General features: G+C 69.4%; 23 protein-coding genes. 17 read left to right on the forward strand and 6 right to left on the reverse strand.

The annotated features are described in order from the left end of the window. Positions 1 to 53: 53 nt before the first annotated feature. The gene (locus FDA38_RS15210; RefSeq protein WP_325053081.1) at positions 54 to 1868 is read left to right on the forward strand and encodes an ABC transporter ATP-binding protein; all 1815 of its coding nucleotides are present in this window, start codon (positions 54 to 56) and stop codon (positions 1866 to 1868) included. Beyond that, positions 1865 to 3661 carry an ABC transporter ATP-binding protein gene (locus tag FDA38_RS15215; protein WP_137254684.1) on the forward strand — a complete coding sequence of 599 codons (1797 nt, stop codon included), beginning with the start codon at positions 1865 to 1867 and terminating at the stop codon, positions 3659 to 3661. The genes FDA38_RS15210 and FDA38_RS15215 overlap by 4 nt, the downstream gene beginning before the upstream one ends. A gap of 74 nt (positions 3662 to 3735) precedes the next feature. Here FDA38_RS15215 and FDA38_RS15220 read toward each other — a convergent pair whose 3' ends face one another. Then, positions 3736 to 4044 carry a Fe-S cluster assembly protein HesB gene (locus FDA38_RS15220; protein ID WP_137254685.1) on the reverse strand — a complete coding sequence of 103 codons (309 nt, stop codon included), beginning with the start codon at positions 4042 to 4044 and terminating at the stop codon, positions 3736 to 3738. Positions 4045 to 4147: 103 nt separating this feature from the next. On the opposite strand from FDA38_RS15220, the gene FDA38_RS15225 reads away from it, so the two are divergent. Further along, positions 4148 to 5023: a GNAT family N-acetyltransferase gene (locus FDA38_RS15225; protein ID WP_137254686.1), complete on the forward strand. Its 876-nt coding sequence runs from the start codon at positions 4148 to 4150 to the stop codon at positions 5021 to 5023. On the opposite strand, the gene FDA38_RS15230 is transcribed toward FDA38_RS15225, so the two are convergent. Further along, positions 5020 to 6099: a dipeptidase gene (locus FDA38_RS15230; RefSeq protein ID WP_137254687.1), complete on the reverse strand. Its 1080-nt coding sequence runs from the start codon at positions 6097 to 6099 to the stop codon at positions 5020 to 5022. The genes FDA38_RS15225 and FDA38_RS15230 overlap by 4 nt on opposite strands. 69 nt (positions 6100 to 6168) lie before the next feature. Here FDA38_RS15230 and hisI point away from each other — a divergent pair, with 69 nt between their 5' ends. The 13 genes from hisI (at position 6169) to FDA38_RS15295 (ending at position 16292) form a co-directional block, all read left to right on the forward strand. After that, entirely contained in the window at positions 6169 to 6498 is a 330-nt protein-coding gene (gene hisI, locus FDA38_RS15235) for a phosphoribosyl-AMP cyclohydrolase (protein ID WP_170989743.1), read from the forward strand. Next, a complete protein-coding gene (locus FDA38_RS15240) occupies positions 6495 to 7985 on the forward strand; it encodes an anthranilate synthase component I (protein WP_137254689.1) in 1491 nt (496 codons plus the stop codon). The genes hisI and FDA38_RS15240 overlap by 4 nt, the downstream gene beginning before the upstream one ends. Further along, positions 7982 to 8512, forward strand: a complete 531-nt coding sequence (locus FDA38_RS15245) for a Trp biosynthesis-associated membrane protein (RefSeq protein ID WP_137254690.1) — start codon at positions 7982 to 7984, stop codon at positions 8510 to 8512. Before FDA38_RS15240 ends, FDA38_RS15245 begins: the two co-directional genes overlap by 4 nt. A gap of 56 nt (positions 8513 to 8568) precedes the next feature. Next, positions 8569 to 8826 (forward strand): HGxxPAAW family protein, encoded by a 258-nt coding sequence (locus FDA38_RS15250; RefSeq protein ID WP_137254691.1) that lies wholly within the window; start codon positions 8569 to 8571, stop codon positions 8824 to 8826. Positions 8827 to 8839: 13 nt separating this feature from the next. Continuing rightward, positions 8840 to 9646, forward strand: a complete 807-nt coding sequence (gene trpC, locus FDA38_RS15255; protein ID WP_137254692.1) for an indole-3-glycerol phosphate synthase TrpC — start codon at positions 8840 to 8842, stop codon at positions 9644 to 9646. A 76-nt stretch (positions 9647 to 9722) separates the two neighbouring features. Further along, complete coding sequence (trpB, locus tag FDA38_RS15260; RefSeq protein WP_137254693.1) at positions 9723 to 10934, forward strand: tryptophan synthase subunit beta; 1212 nt, start codon at positions 9723 to 9725, stop codon at positions 10932 to 10934. Next, a complete protein-coding gene (gene trpA / locus FDA38_RS15265) occupies positions 10927 to 11751 on the forward strand; it encodes a tryptophan synthase subunit alpha (protein ID WP_137254694.1) in 825 nt (274 codons plus the stop codon). The genes trpB and trpA overlap by 8 nt, the downstream gene beginning before the upstream one ends. Before the next feature lie 7 nt (positions 11752 to 11758). After that, positions 11759 to 12415 (forward strand): SCO family protein, encoded by a 657-nt coding sequence (locus FDA38_RS15270; protein ID WP_233714726.1) that lies wholly within the window; start codon positions 11759 to 11761, stop codon positions 12413 to 12415. Further along, positions 12412 to 12882: a DoxX family protein gene (locus FDA38_RS15275; RefSeq protein ID WP_137254695.1), complete on the forward strand. Its 471-nt coding sequence runs from the start codon at positions 12412 to 12414 to the stop codon at positions 12880 to 12882. The genes FDA38_RS15270 and FDA38_RS15275 overlap by 4 nt, the downstream gene beginning before the upstream one ends. Then, entirely contained in the window at positions 12879 to 13574 is a 696-nt protein-coding gene (locus FDA38_RS15280) for a DsbA family protein (protein WP_137254696.1), read from the forward strand. Before FDA38_RS15275 ends, FDA38_RS15280 begins: the two co-directional genes overlap by 4 nt. A 64-nt stretch (positions 13575 to 13638) precedes the next feature. After that, positions 13639 to 14661, forward strand: coding sequence for a prolipoprotein diacylglyceryl transferase (gene lgt / locus FDA38_RS15285; RefSeq protein ID WP_202877694.1), 1023 nt, complete (start codon positions 13639 to 13641; stop codon positions 14659 to 14661). After that, complete coding sequence (locus FDA38_RS15290) at positions 14645 to 15379, forward strand: VIT1/CCC1 transporter family protein (protein WP_137254697.1); 735 nt, start codon at positions 14645 to 14647, stop codon at positions 15377 to 15379. Before lgt ends, FDA38_RS15290 begins: the two co-directional genes overlap by 17 nt. A gap of 82 nt (positions 15380 to 15461) precedes the next feature. Continuing rightward, entirely contained in the window at positions 15462 to 16292 is an 831-nt protein-coding gene (locus tag FDA38_RS15295; RefSeq protein WP_137254698.1) for a hypothetical protein, read from the forward strand. A 3-nt stretch (positions 16293 to 16295) separates the two neighbouring features. On the opposite strand, the gene FDA38_RS15300 is transcribed toward FDA38_RS15295, so the two are convergent. Both FDA38_RS15300 and FDA38_RS15305 read right to left on the reverse strand, forming a co-directional pair. Further along, positions 16296 to 17321, reverse strand: a complete 1026-nt coding sequence (locus FDA38_RS15300) for a 1-aminocyclopropane-1-carboxylate deaminase (RefSeq protein ID WP_137254699.1) — start codon at positions 17319 to 17321, stop codon at positions 16296 to 16298. 10 nt (positions 17322 to 17331) lie between these two features. Next, positions 17332 to 20463: an AfsR/SARP family transcriptional regulator gene (locus tag FDA38_RS15305; protein WP_137254700.1), complete on the reverse strand. Its 3132-nt coding sequence runs from the start codon at positions 20461 to 20463 to the stop codon at positions 17332 to 17334. A gap of 71 nt (positions 20464 to 20534) precedes the next feature. On the opposite strand from FDA38_RS15305, the gene FDA38_RS15310 reads away from it, so the two are divergent. Further along, positions 20535 to 21317 carry a serine/threonine-protein kinase gene (locus FDA38_RS15310; protein ID WP_137254701.1) on the forward strand — a complete coding sequence of 261 codons (783 nt, stop codon included), beginning with the start codon at positions 20535 to 20537 and terminating at the stop codon, positions 21315 to 21317. Here FDA38_RS15310 and FDA38_RS15315 read toward each other — a convergent pair. Further along, a complete protein-coding gene (locus FDA38_RS15315; RefSeq protein ID WP_137254702.1) occupies positions 21242 to 21547 on the reverse strand; it encodes a hypothetical protein in 306 nt (101 codons plus the stop codon). The two genes, FDA38_RS15310 and FDA38_RS15315, sit on opposite strands and share 76 nt — an antisense overlap. Next, positions 21544 to 21714, reverse strand: coding sequence for a hypothetical protein (locus FDA38_RS42235; protein WP_170989745.1), 171 nt, complete (start codon positions 21712 to 21714; stop codon positions 21544 to 21546). The genes FDA38_RS15315 and FDA38_RS42235 overlap by 4 nt, the downstream gene beginning before the upstream one ends. Positions 21715 to 21988 lie beyond the last annotated feature (274 nt).

Consider the following 21988-nt stretch of genomic DNA (forward strand, 5'->3'; position numbering starts at 1 on the left):
GTCATGCCTGTGTCCCGCGTTTGCACCTGATTGCCCTGGAGTGTGTCTTGCCTGTGCCGAAAGTCCCAGACAAGGGCAGCGTCACCCGCCGGGGGTTCGGGGTGCTGCGGGTCGCGATCTGGGAGGAGCCGGGCATCTTCGCGCTGTCCGTGCTCGCCAGCATGCTGTACGGCGGGATGACGGTGGCCGGCGGCTGGGCGCTCGGCTGGTCCACCGATCACGTGATTCGGCCGGCGTTCGAGAGCGGGGAGACCACCGGCGGGGCGCTCGCCACGCTGATCTCGCTGTTCATCGGGATCGCGATCCTGAACGCGATCGGCGTGGTCGGGCGGCGCCTCGGGGCCGGCGTGATGCAGTTCCGGCTGCAGGCGACGTACCGCCGGCGGGTCACCCGGCAGTACCTGAAGCTTCCGCTCGAGTGGCACCACCAGCACTCGACCGGCATGTTGCTGTCGAACGCGAACGCCGACGTGGAGTCGACCTGGTTCGTGATCGCGCCGCTGCCGATGGCGATCGGCGTGATCGCGATGCTGGTGTTCGCGACCATCGCGATGTTCGCGGCCGACGTGTGGCTGGCCCTGGTCGGGTGCCTGGTGTTCCCGCTGGTCTTCGTCGCGAACGTGATCTTCCAGCGCTACCTGCAGCCGCTCGCGACCCGCGCACAGCAGCTCCGCGCCGACGTCTCCGAGGTCGCGCACGAGTCGTTCGACGGCGCGCTCGTGGTGAAGACGCTGGGCCGTGAGGCGGCCGAGACCGAGCGCTTCCGCGGCCCGACGAACGAGCTGCGCGACGCGAACATCGCGGTGAACAAGGCCCGCGGCATGTTCGACCCGGTGATCGACGGCCTGCCTCGGCTCGGCGTTCTCGCCGTACTACTGGTCGGCGTCGGACGGGTGCGATCTGGTGGTGCGGATGCTGGTGACGTGGTGCAGGTGGCGTTTCTGTTCACGCTGATCGGGTTCCCGATCCGGGCGCTCGGCTGGGTGCTCGGCGAGCTTCCGCGATCTGTCGTCGGTTGGGATCGGGTGCAGCGCGTGCTCACCGCCGAGGGCGGGATGGAGTACGGCGAGGCGCGGCTCAGGTCGACGAAGGCGGCCCGGTTGCAGGTGGCCGGCGTCCGGTTCGGATACCTGCCCGAGCGCGACGTACTCGCCGGGATGGACTTCACCATCGAGCCCGGGCGGACGGTCGCGGTCGTCGGGCCGACGGGAGCCGGCAAGTCGACGCTGACCACGCTGCTGACCCGATTGGTCGACCCGGAGCAGGGTGCCGTCAAGGTCGACGGGGTCGATCTGCGCGACCTGGCGCGGGACGAACTGGCCGGCTCGGTCGCGTTGGTGGCGCAGACCGCGTTCCTGTTCGACGACACGATCCGTGGCAACATCACGCTCGGCGGCGAGTACAGCGACGACGACGTCTGGGACGCCTTGCGGATCGCGCAGGGCGACGGCTTCGTGAAGTCGCTGCCGGACGGACTCGACACCAAGGTCGGCGAGCGCGGTACGACGCTGTCCGGCGGGCAGCGGCAGCGGATCGCGCTGGCACGGGCCCTGGTACGACGGCCGCGGCTGCTGATCCTGGACGACGCGACGAGCGCGGTCGACCCGCAGGTCGAGGCACGGATCCTGGCCGGGCTGCGGACCGCCGTACAGGACGACGCCGGGGCGGCGACGACCGTGCTCGTGATCGCATACCGGAAGGCGACGATCTCGCTCGCCGACGAGGTGCTGTTCATGGACGACGGGCGCATCCAGGCCCACGGCACGCACACCGAGCTGCAGGCGTCGACTCCCGCTTATCGGGACCTGGTCGATGCCTATGAGAAGGACGCCGAGCGTCGCGAGGAAGAACTGGAGGCGTCGGCGTGAGCGCCGCTGAAGCGAGTCGGTTGGACCACGGCGACAACGCAGGTGGTCTGCAGACCCTCAAGGAAGGTCTGAAGGTTTCGCCCGAGCTCGCCCGTGGGTGGTGGGTGACCGGGATCCTCGCGTTGACGATGACGGCCGGGCGGATCGTCGTACCGATCGCGGTGCAGCAGACGATCGACAAGGGGCTGTCCGGCGCCGGCGGTCCGGACATGTCGTACGTCGCGTGGATGTGCCTCGTGTGCGCGCTGGGCGTGATCCTGACCGCGGGAGCGTCGTACCTGACGACTGTGCGGCTCGCGGTCAACTCGGAGTCCGGACTGGCGACGATGCGGATCAAGGCGTTCCGGCACGTGCACGACCTGCCGGTGCTGACGCAGAGCACCGAGCGGCGCGGCGCGCTGGTCAGCCGGGTCACGTCGGACGTGGACACGGTGTCGCAGTTCCTGCAGTTCGGCGGGTTCATCTTCATCGTCAGCCTCGGGCAGATGGCGCTGGCGACCGTGGTGATGTTCTTCTACTCGTGGCAGCTGGCGCTGGTCGTGCTGCTCTGCTTCATCCCGCTGTTCGCCAGCCTGAAGTACCTGCAGCGCGCAATGTCGGCGGCGTACGGCGTGGTCCGGGCGAAGGTCGGCGAGATGCTGTCGGCGATCTCGGAGCCGGTCGTCGGCGCGCAGGTGGTCCGCTCGTACGCGATCGAGAAGCGGACGCAGGACCGGATCGACGCGTCGATCGAGGACTACCGCAAGACTGCGACCAAGGCGCAGGCGATCACCGGTCTGACGTTCTCGATCGGTGGTCTCGCGGCTGGTCTCGCGAACGCGGGCGTGCTCACGGTCGGCGTGCTGCTCGGGGTCGACGGCAAGGCGACGCTCGGCGAGCTGCTCGCGTTCATGTTCCTGGTGTCGCTGTTCTCGGACCCGGTGCAGATCGCGACGCAAGTGCTGACCGACGCGCAGAGCGCCTTCGCCGGCTGGCGCCGGGTGCTCGGCGTGATCGCGACGCCGGCCGACGTCGTAGATCCCGGTGCGGACGGCGTGACGCAGGCGCGCGGGCCGATCACGGTCGAGTTCGACGACGTCGATTTCGCTTATCCAGAAGGCGAACTGGTACTGCGTGACGTCGACGTACGGATCGAGCCGCATCGGCGGGTCGCGGTCGTGGGCGAGACCGGATCCGGGAAAACGACGTTCGCGAAGCTGCTGACCCGGCTGATGGATCCGACCTCGGGCGCGGTCCGGCTCGACGGGGTGGACGCGAAGGACATCTCGTTCGAGTCGCTGCGCGAGCGGGTGGTGATGGTGCCGCAGGACGGGTACCTGTTCGACGCCTCACTGGCCGAGAACGTGCGGTTCGGCCGGCCCGAGGTGACCGACGCGGAGCTGGTCACGGCGTTCGAGTCGCTCGGGCTGACGGACTGGCTGGAGTCGCTGCCGGACGGGCTGCAATCGCCGGTGGGGCAGCGCGGTGAGTCGTTGTCGGCGGGGGAGCGGCAGCTGGTCGCGCTGGTCCGCGCGAACATCGCGGACCCGGATCTGCTCGTGCTCGACGAGGCGACCTCCGCGGTCGACCCGGGCACCGAGGTGCGGGTCAACGCGGCGCTCGAGCGGCTGATGGCCGGGCGTACGTCGGTGACGATCGCGCACCGGCTGTCGACGGCCGAAGCCGCCGACGAGGTGTTGGTGTTCGACGACGGCGAGATCGTCGAACGCGGACCGCACGCCGAGCTGGTCGGCGCCGGTGGCGTGTACACGCATCTCCACGACAGCTGGATCGCCCAGCGGAGCGCGGTCTGACCCCTGCTGGTAGAGCCCTGAACGCCGGCCGGGATCTAAGGGGGGTCGATCCCGGCCGGCGTGCTCAGGTCGGATCAGGGGGTCGGTGCAGTTCCGGCGCCCGGCTGCGGCACCAGCAGGAACTCGACACCGCCCTTGTCGTCGACCGCCGCGTCCAGGATCTTGTCGTCGAGTGCGTTCGCGGCGTTGTGCTCGAGGAATACCCGTGCACCCGCCTCCTCGACGACCTGGTCACCCGGTTGCGGAGCCTCTGTGGTGGTCACCGCGAGTGCCGGATCCGCCGGGTTCTCCTGCGAGATCCGCACCCCGGCCCCTTCCGGCGCGCCTTCGACCCCAGTGATGCTCTTGATCACCAGCGTCGCGTTCTCAGTCAGGGTCAGCACAGCCACTCCATCCGTCGGTTAACACTTGAGTCCGTCCCGTGCCCGCACCGCAGAATCACAAACCTGTGTGCGAACTGTCCGGACCATGGTGTGAGATCGGGGTATGGCGATTGCTTTGAGTACGGCGGGGATCGGTGAGCTGGGCGAGGTTGTGGAGGTGCTGCGGGACTGGAGCCGCAACGGGCTGCCGTTGCAGTTGCATCCGGGGGATCTGGGGTGGTTCTGGCGGTTCGGGGCGGACGCGACGGCGGCTGCTACCCGGATCTGGCGGCGGGACGGGGAGGTCGTTGCGGTGGGGATGCTCGACGAGCCCGACTGGCTGCGGATGTCGATCGCGCCGGAGTTGCAGCGGGACGACGAGTTGGCGCGGCGGATCGTCGAGGATGTGTCGACGCCGGCGAACGGCGTACTGATCGAAGGCCAGGTCGCGGTCGAGACGCCGATGGGGGCGCTCGTGCAGGACCTGTTGTTCAAGGACGGGTGGGATGCGGACAAGCCGTGGGTCCCGCTGCTGCGGAGTCTGAGCGGACCGGTGCCGGATCCGGGGATGCGGGTCGACGTCGTCGGCGCGGAGGACGCGCACGAGCGGACCGCCGTACAGCGGGCGTCGTTCGACGGGTCGACGTTCACCGACGATCGCTGGTTCGCGATGGCCGACGGCGTGCCGTACGCCGATGCGCGGTGCCTGATCGCGCGTAACAAGACCGGTGAGTCCGTTGCTGCCGCGACCGTGTGGTCAGCCGGGGAAGGACGTCCCGGCTACATCGAGCCGATGGGCGTGCACCGGCTGCATCGCGGGCGCGGATACGGCACGGCGATGGTGCTCGCGTGTGCTCGTGCTCTGCAGGAGCTGGGCGCGTCGAGCATCTACACCTGTACGCCGGCGTCCAACGACGGCGCGGTCGCGACGTACCAGGCCGCCGGTCTCGAACCGCTGCCCGAGATCCGGGCGCAGAACCGCAACGCCCAGGACGCCTAGGACGCTGCCACGTCGTCCGCGGCCCGGAGCACGCGCAGGATGTTGCCTCCGGCAAGCTTCCGGAGGTCCTCGTCGCTCCAGCCGCGGTCGGCCAGCGCGTCGAACAGCACCGGGTACGACGACACGTCGGGCAGCTCCACCGGGAACTCCGGGCAGCCGTCGTAGTCGCCGCCGACGCCCATGTGGTCGATCCCCGCCACCTCGCGGATGTGTTCGACGTGCTTGACCACGTCGGCGAGCGTGATGTCGGGTCGCGGTACGCCGTACAGCTTCTCGACCTCCTCGCGGTGCTCCTTGCCCTCCAGCCCGCGTTCCTTGGCCAGCGCGCGCATGCCGTCGAGCCAGTCGACGTACGCCTGCGAGACGAAGTACGGGACGAAGGTGACCATGCAGACGCCGTCGTTGGCGGCCAGCGTCTCGAGCACGTCGTCGGGCACGTTCCGCGGTACGTTGCAGACCGCGCGGGACGAGGAGTGGCTGAAGATCACCGGCGCGCTGGTGACGCGGATTGCGTGCCGCATGGTGTCCGCGGAGACGTGCGAGAGGTCGACCAGCATGCCGATCCGGTTCATCTCGCGGACGACCTGCTCGCCGAAGTCGTTCAGTCCGCCGAGCACCGGCTCGTCGGTGGCCGAGTCCGCCCAGGACACGTTGTTGTTGTGCGTGAGCGTCATGTACCGCACGCCGAGCTCGCGCATCACCCGCAGTACGCCGAGGGACTCGCCGATCGAGTGGCCGCCCTCCATCCCCATCAGCGAGGCGATCCGGCCGGCCTTGATCGCCGCGTCCACGTCATCGGCCGACGACGCGAGCTGCAGGTCCTGCGGGAAGCGCTCGACGAAGCGCAGGACGAAGTCGAGCTGCTCGAAAGTACGCCGTACCGCGTGCTCGTCCTGCGGCACCCACAACGACCAGAACTGGGCGCCGACGCGGCCGGCCCGCAGCCGCGGCAGGTCCGTGTTCAGCTCCGGGACCGATCCGGCCAGGTCGTGCGCGTCGAGGTCGTAGTTGCACAACTCGTAGAACGCGATGGGCAGATCGTTGTGGCCGTCGATCACCACGTACTCACTCGTCATCCCGCCATCTTGTCAGCCCGTGGTCAGCCCGTGGTCAGTGCTGCCGATCAGATCGGGGACAATGGGTCGGTGAACATCGACGAGTTGACCTTCGACGCGGCGGGGTTGATACCCGCGGTGGTGCAGCAGTACGACACGCGCGAGGTCCTGATGGTGGGCTGGATGAACGCCGAGGCGGTACGCCGTACCGCGGAGACCAGGCGGAGCACGTTCTGGTCCCGCAGCCGGCAGGAGTACTGGGTCAAGGGCGAGACCAGCGGCCACCGTCAGCACGTGAAGCAGATTCTCGTCGACTGCGACGCCGACACCCTGCTCGTCCTCGTCGACCAGGAAGGTCCCGCCTGCCACACCGGTACCCGCAGCTGCTTCGAGCACGGCGAGATCGAGGTGGCGGCGTGACGGTTCCGGAGCTGGAGACGTTCCGTGAGTACGCGAAGGACCGTCGGGTCATTCCGGTCACGCGGCGCCTGCTCGCCGACGCCGAGACGCCGATCGGTGTCTACGGCAAGCTTGCGGCCGAGCGGGAAGGCACGTTCCTGCTCGAGTCGGCGGAGAACGGCGGGGTGTGGTCACGGTATTCGTTCATCGGCGTCCGCTCCGCCGCGACGCTGACCGAGCGCGACGGCGAGGCCGTCTGGACCGGCAACCCGCCCGTCGGCCTGCCGCAGACCGGTGACCCGCTGAAGGCGCTCCGCGAGACGCTCGAGATCCTGCACACGCCGCGACTGCCCGACCTGCCGCCGCTGACCGGCGGCATGGTCGGCTTCCTCGGGTACGACGCCGTCCGCCGCCTGGAGCGGTTGCCCGACACAACGACCGACGACCTCGGGCTGCCCGAGCTGACCTTCCTGTTCGCCACCGACCTGGCCGCCCTCGACCACGAGACCGGCGAGATCTGGCTGATCGCGAACGCGGTCAACTGGGACGACTCCGACGAGCGCGTCGACGAGGCGTACGCCGACGCCGTCCGACGGCTCGACGCGATGGAGCGCGACCTCGCGCAGCCCACCCCGTCGTACGTCGTCCGCGCCGACCGGCAGGCGCAGCCCGACCCGCACCGGCAGCGCTCGAGCGCGGAGTACCGGGAGGCGGTCGAGCACGCCAAGGAGGAGATCCGGGCCGGCGAGGCGTTCCAGATCGTGGTCTCGCAGCGGTTCGAGCTGCAGACGACCGCGAGCGCGCTGGACATCTACCGGGTGCTGCGAAGGTCCAACCCGAGCCCGTACATGTACCTGGTCCGCCTCGACGGCTTCGACATCGTCGGCTCGAGCCCGGAGGCGCTGGTCAAGGTCACCGAGAACAAGGTGATCCTGCACCCGATCGCCGGCACCCGCCGCCGCGGCACCACGCCCGAGGAGGACCACGCGCTCGAGGAGGAGCTGCGCGCCGACGCCAAGGAGCGCGCCGAGCACCTGATGCTGGTCGACCTCGGCCGCAACGACGTCGGGCGGGTCTGCGCGCCGGGCACCGTCGAGGTGGTCGACTTCATGACCGTCCGGCGGTACAGCCACGTCATGCACCTGGAGTCGACGGTTACCGGGCAGTTGGCGGCCGGCAAGACCGCGTTCGACGCACTGACCGCGGCGTTCCCGGCCGGAACGTTGTCCGGGGCACCGAAACCGCGGGCGATGGAGATCATCGACAAGCTCGAGGTCACCCGGCGCGGCGTGTACGGCGGCGTGGTCGGCTACCTGGACTTCGCCGGCGACGCCGACACCGCGATCGCGATCCGGACCGCGGTACTGCGCGGCGGGACGGCGTACGTGCAGGCCGGCGCCGGGATCGTCGCGGACTCCGACCCGGCCTCGGAGGACGCGGAGTGCCGGACCAAGGCGGCCGCCGTACTGAACGCGATCGCGGTCGCGGGAACCTTCAGCGACGTATGAAACCTCAACGGATAGTCGACCTGCTGGCCCTGGTGGCGCTGGTGCTGCTCGGCCTGTCCGGCTACCTGACATGGGTCTCGGCCAACCCGGGCAACGGCCGCGCCGACGTGGTGTTCAACGGCTACACGATCACCAAGGCGCCGGTCACCCTGGCCCTTGCGTCGGTCGTCGCCGTGGTCGTCACCAAGCTCGCAGGTACGGCGTTGCGCCGGGTGCTGGGCGCACTTGTGGCGTTGTTGGGCGCGATCGCGGTCGTCGTCGGGCTGTTCGTGCGACCCGATGGTCCCGAGTTGAGCAGGCTGCGGCCCGAGCTGAGCGACGTATTCGCCGACCAGGTCACGCAGACTCTCGGCGTAGCGCCCTGGTTCGCGCTGGCCGGTGGGATCGCACTGGTCGCGGCGGGGCTGATCACCGTGCTGACGGCGCATCGGTGGCGGCGACCTACGGCACGATACGAGCGTGATCCGGCTGCCTCACCGGCCGATCAGTGGAAGGCGATCGACGCCGGGGAGGACCCGACTCTCTGATCGCGGCGGGCTACCGCCACAATAGGACGTGACGACGAGGAGGAGTGGCGCCAACTATGGACAATACGGTGGCGGATCAAGGAGCTAGTCGGATCGACGAGGAGGCCCCCCACGATCTGCACGGCAACAGCCCCGCGGCGTGGACCGCGGTGGTGATCGTGCTGGTCGCGTTCACGCTCGGCGCCATCGCGATGGTGCTCGGGCCGAACTGGGTGCTGTTCTGGATCTCCGTCGCGATCGCGGTGCTCGGTGCGCTGGCCGGCAAGGTGCTGCAGTTGCTGGGCTTCGGGGTCCCGACTGACGGCGACCACTGAGGGGCGGACGGACATGACTGTGCTTGACGACATTCTCGCTGGGGTCCGCGAGGACCTTGCGGAGCGCCAGGCGCGGGTCAGCCTGGACGATCTGAAGCAGGAGGCCCAGCGCAAGCCCGACGCCAAGGACCCGATGCCCGTGTTCCGTGGTGACGGGATCGCGGTGATCGCCGAGGTGAAGCGGTCCAGCCCGTCGAAGGGCGAGCTGGCCGAGATCACCGACCCGGCCGCGCTGGCCGGGGAGTACGAGTTGGGTGGCGCCGCCGCGATTTCGGTCCTCACCGAAGAGCGCCGGTTCAACGGGAGCCTCGACGACCTGCGCGCCGTCCGCGGCCGGGTCGACGTGCCGGTCCTGCGCAAGGACTTCGTCGTCTCGTCGTACCAGCTCTGGGAGGCCCGGGCAGCCGGCGCCGACATGGTGCTGCTGATCGCGGCCGCGCTGGAGCAGGAGGCTCTGGTCTCGCTGATCGAGCGGGCGCACTCGATCGGCCTGTGCCCGCTGGTCGAGGTGCACGACGAGGAGGAGACCCGGCGTGCGGTGGACGCCGGCGCTCAGCTCATCGGCGTGAACAACCGCAACCTGAAGACTCTCGAGGTCGACCGGGACACGTTCGCGCGGGTCGCGCCGACGATCCCGACCGAACTGGTCCGGGTGGCCGAGTCCGGCGTCCGCGGGCCGCATGATGTAATCGAGTTCGCGCGCGCCGGGGCCGATGTCGTCCTCGTCGGTGAAACCCTGGTGACCGGCCGCGATCCTCGCGCCTCGGTCGCCGACCTCGTCGCCGCCGGATCGCACCCCGCAATCCAGCAGCGGCACTGACCTCTCCTCCCGGTCCAAACGGGTAGGGGTAGTAACTCTCCCGAGCCGTCTGGGCCGGGTTGGAAGGTTTTGTCGGATGTCTACTGTGCTGCCCGACCAGTTCGGGCACTTCGGCCGTTTCGGCGGCAGGTTCATGCCGGAGGCGCTGATCGCGCCGCTCGACGAGCTCACGACCGCGTGGCGCGAGGCGATGGCCGACCCGGAGTTCACCGGTGAGTTCGAGCGGATGCTGCGCGACTACATCGGCGCCCCGAGCCTGCTGTACGACGCGACCCGGCTGTCCGACGCGGCCGGCGCGCGGATCCTGCTCAAGCGCGAGGACCTGAACCACACCGGTGCGCACAAGATCCGCAACGCGATCGGCCAGGCGCTGCTGACCAAGCGGATGGGCAAGCCGCGGGTGATCGCCGAGACCGGCGCCGGCCAGCACGGCGTCGCCACGGCGACCGCGTGCGCGTACCTCGGCCTGGAGTGCGTCGTCTACATGGGCGAGGTCGACACCGAGCGCCAGGCGCTGAACGTGGCCCGGATGCGGCTGCTCGGCGCCGAGGTGATCTCGGTCAAGACCGGCAGCCGGACGCTGAAGGACGCGATCAACGAGGCGCTCCGCGACTGGGTCGCCAGCGTGGACAAGACGCACTACATCCTCGGTACGGCGGCCGGCTCGCACCCGTTCCCCGCGATGGTCCGCGATTTCGTCCGTGGGATCGGAGACGAGGCGCGGGAGCAGTCGCTCGAACTGCTCGGCAAGCTGCCGGACGCCGCGGTCGCCTCGGTCGGTGGCGGGTCGAACGCGATCGGCCTGTTCACGGCGTTCATCCCGGACGAGAGCGTGAAGCTGTACGGCATCGAGCCGGGTGGCGACGGGTTCGAGACCGGTCGGCATGCGGCGACGATCACGGCCGGGCAGGTCGGCGTACTGCATGGTGCGCGGTCGTTCCTGCTGCAGGACGAGGACGGCCAGACGATCGAGTCGCACTCGATCTCCGCGGGACTGGACTACCCGGGTGTCGGTCCGGAGCACGCGTGGCTGGCCGAGACCGGGCGTGCGTCGTACCGGCCGATCACCGACGCCGAGGCGATGGAAGCGTTCCAGCTGCTGTCGCGCACCGAGGGCATCATCCCGGCCATCGAGTCCGCGCACGCGGTCGCCGGCGCGCTCGACATCGCCAAGGAACTGGGGCCTGAGGCAACTATCCTGGTGAACCTCTCCGGTCGCGGGGACAAGGACATGGACACGGCCGCCAAGTGGTTCGGCCTCGGCGGGGATGAGGCCTCCGGTGAGTGATGTGGTTGCTCTGGGCAAGGGTGGGGTCGCGATCCGGAAGGCGAACGACGCCGGCCGCGGCGCGCTGATCGGGTACCTGCCGGCCGGCTTCCCGACGTACGACGGCGCCGTGGACGGGGTCAAGGCGATGATCGACGGCGGTGCCGACGTGATCGAGCTCGGCCTGCCGTACAGCGACCCGGTGATGGACGGCGTCACGATCCAGCGGGCCACCGAGGTCGCGCGGGCCGGCGGGCTGCGGACCCGGGACGTGCTGAGCACGGTCGAGAAGCTCGCGGCGTACTCCGACGTACCGGTGCTCGTGATGACGTACTGGAACCCGATCGAGCGGTACGGCGTGGACCGGTTCGCGGCCGATTTCGCCGGCGTCGGGGGAGCGGGGCTGATCACGCCCGACCTGATCCCGGACGAGGGTGCGGAGTGGATCGCGGCCGCGGACAAACACGACCTGGACAAGGTGTTCCTGGTCTCGCCGTCGTCGACCGACGAGCGGATCCGGATGACCACTGCCGCCTGCCGCGGGTTCGTGTACGCGACCGCTGTGATGGGTGTCACCGGTGCGCGGGACAAGCCGTCGGAGCTCGCGGCGCCGCTGGTCGGCCGGACGAAGGCGGTGACCGGGCTGCCGGTCGGCGTCGGCCTCGGCATCTCCAACGGGGATCAGGCGGCCGGCGTGGTGGCGTTCGCGGACGCGGCGATCGTCGGCGCGGCCCTGGTCAAGGCGCTCCAGGACGGCGGCCCGGCCGGCGTCCGTGCGTTGACCGAAGACCTCGCTGAGGGCGTCCGCCGGGAACCCCGCACGCCTGCCGAACGTTAGTACCGCCGTGAGTCGAACCAGGAACGCGGTCGTTCTGCTGGCCGCGGTGGCTCTGCTCGCCCTCGCGGGCTGCAGTGGCAAGGAGCAGAAGGCCGACAATCCGGGCGGGGCGATCATCCGCAGCAGCCAGGACCCGAACGGGCTGCGCGGCGCCACGCTGGACCAGCCGTACTCGATGCCCGCGACCACCCTGACCGACACCGGCGGGAACCCGTTCAACCTGGTCACGTCGACGAAGAAGCCGGTCACGCTGGTGTTCTTCGGCTACACGAACTGCCCGGACGTGTGTCCGACCGTGATGGCTGACGTGGCGTCCGCGCTGACCAAGCTGGACCAGCCGGTGCGCGACCAGATCCAGATGCTGTTCATCACCACCGACCCGTCGCGGGACACCGGTCCGGTGATCCGCAAGTACCTGGACCGGTTCGACCCGTCGTTCACCGGGCTGACCGGGTCGCTGGCGTCGATCAAGGACGTCGCGAAGGCGGTCGGCGTACCGGTGGAAGGGATGCAGAAGCTTCCTTCCGGAGGGTACGAGGTCGGTCACGGAGCGCAGGTGATCGGCTTCGGCAAGAACGACAAGGCGAACGTGCTCTGGCTGTCCGACGCGGCCATCGGCGACCTGTCGCACGACTTCGGGAAGCTCGTGGCGGACAACCAGTGAAAGCTTGGTTCCCGTGGGTGTCGCTCGTCGCCCGGCTCGTGCTCGGTGGCGTGATGCTGGTCGCCGGCGCGTTGAAGGTCACCGATCCTGAGACGGCTGCTCAGGCGGTCCGCGCGTACGAGCTGCTGCCGTCGTCGCTCGTGCAGCCGGTCGGCTGGGGGCTGCCGTTCCTGGAGATCGCGATCGGGTTGCTGTTGATCGTCGGCTTCGGTGTCCGCGCCTCGGCCGCGGCCGCGGGTGTTTTCATGATCGTGTTCATCGTCGCGGTGTCGTCCGCCTGGGCCCGCGGCCTGTCGATCGACTGCGGCTGCTTCGGCGGCGGCGGTCAGGTCGCGGCGGGCCAGACGAAGTACCTGCAGGAGATCCTCCGGGACATCGGCCTGCTGGCGCTGGCCGTGTGGCTGTGGTGGCAGCCCGTCAGTAAGTTCGCTGTCGTATCCGAACCGCAAGGAGTCATCGCGTCGTGAGCAACGCCAATCCGCTGCTGCAGCAGTCGAAGCGCCGGATCTCGCCAGGGATCATCGTGGTGGTCATCCTGGTACTCGCGCTCGCGGGCGGTGTCGGGGTCCAGTACTACCGCGGTCACTCCAAGGTCGAGGTCACCTCGAACGGCCGGCCCGAGCCCACGGTCATCACCGGCCCGGGCACGTCAGGCAAGGGCGTCACGGTCGGTAAGGCCGGCGCGAAGGTCAACATCGACCTGTACCTCGACTTCCGCTGCCCGCACTGCGCGGAGTTCGAGGAGGCGAGCGGCGCGACCATCGACAAGCTCGTCCAGGACGGTACGGCGACGCTGACCTACTGGCCGCTGCAGTTCGTCAACCCGGACGCCTCGCCGCGGCTGGCCAACGCGTTCGCCGCCGCGGCCGCGAACGGCAAGGCGCTGAGCTTCGCCGACGAGATGTACGGCGATTTCTCGAAGTCGTGGACCACGGACCAGCTGATCGAGCTCGGCAAGCAGCTCGGCGTCGGTGACGAGAAGTTCCAGCAGGCGCTGCAGGGCAACACGTACGCGGGCTGGCTGGAGTCGGTGGGCAAGGCGGCCGACGACCGCGGTGTGACCGGGACGCCGACGGTCTACGTCAACGGCAAGCAGTTGCCGACGGACCAGCTGAGCTCCGAGGGGCTGCAGAACGCCGTCGACGCGGTCGCAAGCTGAGGCCCCATCGTGACCGTGCGTTTCTGGCAGTGGTCTGGTGGGTCGAGTAGCGTTCCCCCTTGCCATGTCTAGTCTGATTCCCGCCGTGATGGTTCCGGCGTTCATCCCCAGCCCGAGCCAGGGTGTCTGGCACATCTTCGGCCTTCCGATCCGCGCGTACGCGCTGTGCATCCTGGCCGGCATCTTCGTCGGCTACTGGCTCGGCCGCCGCCGCTGGGTGGCGCGCGGCGGGTCCGCGCCGGTGCTCGCCGACATCATGTTCTGGGCGATCCCGTTCGGGCTGGTCGGTGCGCGGATCTACCACGTGATCACCGACGCCGAGCTGTACTTCGGCGAGGGCCGGCATCCGATCGACGCGCTGAAGATCTGGCACGGCGGGCTCGGCATCTGGGGTGCGGTCGGATTCGGCGCGCTGGGTGCGTGGATCGCCTGCCGGCGGGCGAAGGTGCCGTTCCTCGCGGTCGCGGACGCGATGGCGCCGGGGATCGCGCTGGCGCAGGTGTTCGGCCGCTTCGGCAACTACTTCAACCAGGAACTCTTCGGCCGCCCGACCACGAAGCCGTGGGGCCTGGAGATCTCACCGGAACACCGTCCGGCCGGGTACGCCGACTTCGCCACCTTCCACCCGACGTTCCTCTACGAGGCGGTCTGGAACCTGGGCGTCGTAGCCCTCGTCATCCTGGTCGACCGCCGCTACAAACTCGGCCACGGCCGCGCCTTCTTCCTGTACGTCGCCGGCTACACCGCCGGCCGCGCCTGGATCGAAAACATGCGCATCGACACCGTGAACCACTTCCTAGGCCTCCGCCTGAACGTCTGGACCGCCCTCATCCTGTTCGTCCTCGCAGTAGCCGCCTTCATCATCAGCGCCAAGCGCCACCCCGGCCAGGAAGACATCACCACCGGCCCCGCCGCCGGCAAGCCGACCCCCGCCGAGAAGCCAGCCGACGCCGAGGACGCTGCTGACGAGGCTCCTGAGACGGAAACGGACGAGGAAACGCCGGAGGCGAGCGAACCAGAAAGCTCGACAGAAGCGCCGAAGGTTGAAGTTAAGAACGGTTCCGAGTCTGATGGGGCTCGTGACTGAGACGCCTGATGTGTCGGCTGAGCATCACGGGGACCACACGCACCGTGATGTAAACGGCGGCTGGCTGCGGCCCGCGGTGTTCGGGGCGATGGACGGCCTGGTGTCGAACTTCGCCCTGATCGCCGGTATGGACGGCGGCACCAGCTCCGGCTCGAAGTTCATCATCCTGGCGGGCCTCGCCGGTCTGGCAGCGGGTGCGTTCTCGATGGCGGCGGGGGAGTACACCTCCGTCGCCTCCCAGCGCGAGCTTGCCCACGCCGAGATCGAGATCGAGCGCAAGGAGATCAAGAAGCACCCGATCGACGAGGAGATCGAGCTCGCCGAGACGTACCGCGCGAAGGGCCTCGACCCGGACCTCGCGAGCAAGGTCGCCAAGCAGTTCCACGCGAACCCGGACCAGGCCCTCGAGGAACACGTCCGCGAAGAACTCGGCATCGACCCCGACGACCTCCCGAACCCGGTCATCGCAGCCGCTTCGTCATTCATCTGCTTCGCAGTCGGCGCCTTTATCCCGCTCGCGCCGTACCTGTTCGGCGCAGGCAACGTCCTACCGTCCCTCATCCTGTCCCTGACGGCCCTGTTCGTCTGCGGCGCCGTCGTCTCCCGCGTCACCAGCCGCTCCTGGTGGTACTCCGGTCTCCGCCAGCTCCTGCTCGGCGCCGCCGCAGCCGCCCTGACGTACTTCGTCGGCACCCTCGTCGGCCCCGGAATCGGCTGACGCAAGAGGTATCGCCGGCGCTACCCCAAGAGTCGATCCAGCGTGATGGTTCGCACCGGACACGCCCGCCTAGCGTGACCCCATGACGTCGACCACCTTCCTCCGGCCATGGCAGGCGCTCACCTCCGCCGCGACCGCCACCGCGGCACTCCTCGTCGCCTTCGTACTGGCCCCCGCCGCGTTGGCGAGCACCCGAGCGACCACCGCCCTCGGCAGCGAATCGAACCTCATCGCCACCTTCCGCACCGCCTTCGTAAGCTACTGGCACACCGGCAACGCCGACTTCGGCGCCGAACTCCGACCCGTCGTCGACTACTGGTTCCGCTACCACGTAGCCAAAGCCCTCCTCGCCGCTGCATTGCTGGCGGTCCTCATCGCCCTCGGCGTACTCAGCTGGCAAGCCTTCCTCCGCACCAGCGGCCTCCGAGCAGCGGCCCTCGCCGCGAGCGGCGTCCTGTCTACCGCCCTGGCCGTGGTCTCGCTCGCCGCCGTCATGGCCAACATCCACGGCATGGCAGCGCCGTTCGGCTCCCTCCTCCCGATGCTGTTCGGCAAGCCCAACGCCTCAGCCGGCCCGCTGCCCGACACCCTCGCCCAGATCAGGCAGCACCTCGCCGACGGTCAGAACTCACCCGCCCTCGACGTGATCCGCAGCGACTACGTCAAGTTCCACGCGGTCATGGCCATCGAGGGCACGCTCGTGGTCCTCGTGCTCGTGCTTCTCTCCGTCCTGCTCTGGCGAGGGTTCACCAGGACGGACCGGTCCGAGCGACGCCCCCGGCGGCTGCTGGCGGCGTACGGCGTCTTCACCCCGCTGCTGGCGCTCACACTGGCCGTCATCGTGTTCGCGAACGCGACCACCGCCGCACACCCGCTACCCGGCCTCGAATCCTTCTTCGCCGGCGGCTGGTAGCCGCTAGTCGATCGGCTGCGACAGCGTGAACAGCCCGCTGTAAGCGTTGAGAGCAGGCTGCCCGCCGAGGTGCGCGTAGAGCACGGTCGAGTCCTTCGGGATGTCACCGTTGCGGATCAGGTCGATCAGGCCCGCCATCGACTTCCCCTCGTAGACCGGGTCGATGATCATGCCCTCGAGCTGACCGGTCAGCCGGATCGCATCCAGCGTCGACTGCACCGGGATCCCGTACTCGTCCCCGGCCCAGCCCTCCAGCACCGTGATCTCGTCGTCGCGTAGGTCGCGCCCCAACCCGATCAACGAGGCCGTCGCGCGGGCGATCCGCTCGACCTGGTCGCGCGTCTCCTGTAGCTTCGCGCTCGCGTCGATCCCGATCACCCGCCGCGGCCGGTCCTGCCCGGCGAACCCGGCGATCATCCCGGCATGCGTCGAGCCGGTCACCGAGCAGACCACGATCGTGTCGAAGAAGACGCCGAGCTCCCGCTCCTGCTGCTCCACCTCGTACGCCCATTGCGCGAACCCGAGCCCGCCGAGCCGATGATCCGATGCGCCGGCCGGGATCGCGTACGGCGTACCGCCGCGTGCCTGCACGTCCTCGAGGGCCTGCTTCCAGCTGTCCTTGAACCCGATCCCGAACCCGGCCGGATCGAGCCGCACCTCGGCGCCCATGATTCGGCTGAGCAGAATGTTGCCGACCCGGTCGTTGAGCGCATCCGGCCAGTCCACCCAGTTCTCCTGGACCAGCACCGCCTTCAACCCCACCTTCGCGGCGACCGCGGCCACCTGCCGGGTGTGGTTCGACTGGTACCCGCCGATCGACACCAACGTGTCCGCGCCTTGAGCGAGCGCGTCCGGGATCAGGTACTCCAGCTTCCGCGTCTTGTTCCCGCCGTACGCAAGCCCCGAGTTGCAGTCCTCCCGCTTCGCCCACACCTTCGCCCCACCCAGGTACGCCGACAACCGCTCGAGCGGATGCACCGGGCTCGGCCCGAACAAAAGCGGATACCTGGGAAAGTCGGCGAGAGTCATGCCGCCCAGACTAATCAGCCGGTACGGCGAATTGCTCCAGTTGGCCGCGCAGTACGGCGACGCTCGTCTCGGGGTCGTCGCTGGTCTCGACGCCGACCGTCTCCAGAATCGTCAGCGCGCGCTGCCAGTGCTGTCGGGCCTCCTCGCACCGGCCGAGTGCTGCGAGCGCGTACGCGAGCCCGTCGTAGGCCCGCGCCTGGTCCACGGGCTGGTAGAGCTGCGTCGCCAGCTCCAGCGCGCGGCGGTGGGAGTCGAGAGCTTCGTTGGGCCGTCCAACGGTCAGGTGCAGCCGGCCGAATCCTTGGTGCGCCTCGAACTCCCAGTTGGGTGAGCCCAGGTCGCGGGCAAGGTCCATCGCCTGCTCACGGCAGTCGAACGCATCGGAGTACGCACCAAGGTGCCGGTGTGATTCGGCCAGCCCGTCCAGCGAGCGGAGCTGGTTGTGCAGGTTGCCGTTGTCCCGTGCGTGCTCCAGGCCCTGCTGGTAGAACTCGATCGCTCGCAGCGGGTCCGCCTGGAGGAGGTGGGCGTGGGCGATGCTGGTCAGCAGTTTCCCGACGCTGCGGTGGTCGATGGCGCGGGCGATGATCAGTGCGCGGCCGGTGAACTCCAGACTGGCGGCGTGATCGCCGAGCTTGCCGCACATCCAGCCGAGACCGTTCAGCGCGGCCAGGCGACCGGACTGGTTGTCCATGGACTCCGCGACGGCGAGCGACTCGTGCAGTTCGCGGAGCGCGAGGCTGTTGCGGTCCTGGGTCCCGTGGACGAGGCCTAGACCGTGCAGCGCGCGCATCTCACCTGACCGGTAGGCGCTGGTGCGGGCGAGCTTCAGCGCTTCGCCGTACTCCTCGAGTGCCTGCGCGTGGATCCCTTGTACGCGGTGGCATTCGCCGAGGCGGAGTAGCAGGTCTGTCTCGCCGGTGGTGTTGTTCGTGGCGCGTGCGACGTCGAGCGCGCGGTGGTGCAGGTCTTCCAGGGTGGTGAGTCGGCCGACGGTGCGGAGGTACGGGTACAAGCTGGCCGAGAAGTGCAGGGTGCAGTTGCCGGCCTGTTCGGTGATCAGGAGGAGGTTCGGGAGTTCCGTCTGGAGCCAGTCGTCCGGCGTACTGGTGATCGGGTGGGCGTCGGGGTGGTGATGGAGGCCGGTGTGGTTCGGGTAGCGGCTGGCGGTCGCCTCGGTGGCGGCCTGGCAGTAGTAGTCGACCAGGCGGGTGAGTGCGGCGGGGGACTCGTCGGCGGCGACGGTACGGGCGTGGTCGCGGACGAGATCGTGGAATTGGTAGCGGCCGAACGCGGGCTCTTGCAGGAGATGGACGTTCAGCAGCTGCTCCAGAGCGCGGCTGGTCGCGGCGTTGTCGAGATCGAGCAGGGCCGCGGCCGCACTGGTGTCGAAGTCGGCGCCCGGGTGCAGTCCGAGTCGGCGGTACGCGCGGCGGAGGTCGGGGCCGAGCTCGCGGTACGACAGGTCGATCGCGGCCGCGACGCTGCGCGGTCCGGCGGTGAGCTCGGTCAAGCGGTGCTCGTGGCTGCGGAGTCGCTCCAGGAGTTGCTCGGCGGTCCAGGACGGATGGGATCTCAGCCGCGCGGCCGAGATGCGGATCGCGAGGGGGAGGAGCCCGCACTGCTCGACGAGCTCGGTCAGTACGGCGGGCGGCGTACCGCTCCTGCCTGCGACGGTCGTGAAGAGGTGGACGGCGTCGTCGGGTGGCAGTGTCTGCAGGGAGACGGCCGCGGTGGTGTCGAGGTCGGCGAGGCGGTGCCGGCTGGTGATCAGCACGCCCGAACCTGGCGTGCCGGGGAGGAGCGGGCGGACCTGTGCCTCGTCGACGGCGTTGTCGAGGACCAGCAGGACGCGGCGGTCGGCGAGGAGCGTGCGCAGCAGTCCGGCGCGGTCGTCGAGTTCGCGAGGCACGCGGTCCGCCGGTACGCCGAAGACCTCCAGCAGCCGCGCCACCACATCTCCGGCGTCTGCCGGCCTGACTCCGTCGGTGTGCCCGTGCAGATCGACGAACACCTGCCCGTCCGGGTACGACGGAGCCAGCTGATGCGCCGCCCGGACCACCAACGCCGTCTTCCCGACCCCCGCCATCCCGTCCACCGCCGCCACCATCACACCGCCCGGCAACGCGGTCAGAACGGCCAGCTCAGCGGCGCGGCCGGTGAAGGTAGGCAGATCGGCGGGGAGCGATTTCGGGACGTCCAGCTCGATCGGGTGAGGGAGCCGCAGGTCGGCCCGGTCATCGCGCTGGTCGCACTGGTCGCACCGGTCGCACCGGTCGCCGTGGTCGCACCGGTCGCGGTGGTCGCGGTGGTCGCCGTGGGCGGCGTGGGCGGCGTGGTGCGGGTGCAGGTCGGCGTCCAAGGCGCGGTGGCGGTCTGCATCCCGGGCGCGGTGCCGGTCGGCGTCCGGGGCGGGGTGCAGGTCGGTGTCCGGGGCGCGGTGGCGGTGTAGTTCAGCGTCCGCCGCGAGGAGGTCGGCGTGGAGTTGTTGTAGGTCGGCGCCGGGGCCTACGCCGAGTTCGTCGGCGAGCCGCGCGCGGATCACGTCGTACCGTCCCAGCGCCTCGGCGGAGCGGCCGGCGGCGGCCAGCATTCGGAGCAGCCGGATCCAGAGTGACTCGCGCAGTGGGTACGCCGCGGTCAGCTCCTGCAGCTGTGCGAGCAGCTCGTCGGACGGCTCGAGATCGGCGAGGCGTTCGACGGCCGACAGCCGCAGTTCGACCAGCTGTGGCAGGACGGTCGTCGCGAGCCAGTCCGACTTCGTGCCGCAGAACGGCTCGCCCGTCCACTCCTGGAGCGCCGCAGCCGGACCGTCAGCCTGCTTGAACCGCAGTACGTCGACCTGGTCGGCCGAGACCGCGAACACGTACCCACCGTGACGAGTCTGTACGGCGTCAGCTCCCAGCGCCTGGCGGAGTCGTGCGATCAGCGTGTGCAGACTGCTCTTGACCCGATCCGGGAGCTCTTCACCCCAGACCCGATCGGCCAGCGTGTCCACCGCGACGCACTCACCCGCCGACATCGCGAGTACGGCGAGCAGCGTCCGCAGCCGGTCGCCCTTCAGCTCCACCGGCTCGCAGCCGACCGTGACCGCGAGCGGCCCGAACAGTCGGATCCCCACCTCAGCCACACCCCCGGCCATGCCCGGCACAGTACCCACAGACCGGGCCAATTCGATCGCGCCCGCAGCTAGGCCTGCACTAGCGTGCCTGGGTGTTTCCAGACGAGATCGACGTCCAACCGCCCGCCTATCTCGAACAACTCGGCACCGTCTTCACCCGCTTCGGCACCCAGGACTCCGGCAACATCTCGTACGGCGTCCAGACCGCCGGCACCCGGTACTTCGTCAAGACCGCCGGCGACCCCACCGACACCCAGTCGTACCTCGACTTCGACGGCCGCGTAGCCCTCCTCCGCAACGCCGTCGAACTCGCGCACTCCGTCGCCCACCCCGCCCTGCCGACCCTGCACGCGGTCGTCGAATCCCCGGCCGGGCCGGTGCTCGTCTACGACTGGCGCGACGGCGACCTCCTAGGCCCCGCCCTCGAACGCTTCAAGGCGCTCCCCACCGAGGAGATCCTCACCGCGCTCAACACGCTCTACGACCTCCACGCCGACCTGGACGCCGCCGGCTGGGTCGAGGGCGACTTCTACCACTCCTCGATGCTCTACGACTTCCCGGCGAAGCGCCTGACGGTCATAGACCTCGACAGCTACCACCGCGGCCCGTTCGTCAACACGATGGGCCGCATGTTCGGCTCCAGCCGCTACATGGCTCCCGAGGAACACGCCCTCGGAGCCCCCATCGACACCCGAACCACCGCCTACGTGATGGCCCGCACCGCCCAACTCCTCCTCACCGACCCACCCGCCCCACTCCACGCCGTACTCACCGAAGCCACCACCACCCGCTACCCCACCTACAAGTCCTTCCACACCGCCTGGCTGACCGCCTCATCCACAACCCCCGCCAACCTCCCCAGCCGCCCGACCTGACCCCCGGCGCCCGGCCGCGCAAGCGCCCAAGCCGCCCGCGACACCCCGGTATACGCCGCCACCAGCACCGCCCCAGGCCGTACGTCGCCACCGTGCGCAGCAACCAACGCATCCAGCGGGGTGTCCACGGCGAGCGCCAAATACCCCAGGTCGAATCCAGCCGGCCCCAGCCCGAACTGCTCCCAGTCGATGGCGACGACGTCCTCGCCGTCCCGGCCGAGCAGGTTCACCGGAGGGCATCGCCATGCGTCGGCACCCGCGGCAGCCGGTCCAGCACCGCCAGCGCGGCCTCCCGCCGTACCCACAGCTCCTTGATCGCCGGTGAACTCAGGCCGGCCCGAGTCAGCGCATCCCATCCACCCCGCAGCTCCACGGTCCTCAGACGGTCTCGCAGCACGTCCCGAGCACCCCAGGCAGGCTCGACCACCGAACTCCCCACGAACCGCCCCAGAGCCCCAGCCAGCCCCTCTCCAGCCCACTCCACCGCGAGTGGTCTCAGCAGGTGAATTTCGGGTGGTTTGGGTGGTTGTGGGGGCGGTGGGCTGGGAAGATGGGAGGCTAGTAGTGAGCGCTTGCTTACTGTGGGTCATCAAGGCGTTTCACGGTGGACGGGAAGTCCAGCTGGTGGGCGTCATGAGGTAGTCTCGGGACACCCGGCTTGGGCCAATGTT

This window comes from Kribbella jiaozuonensis (genome assembly GCF_005233875.1).
Classification (GTDB): domain Bacteria; phylum Actinomycetota; class Actinomycetes; order Propionibacteriales; family Kribbellaceae; genus Kribbella; species Kribbella jiaozuonensis.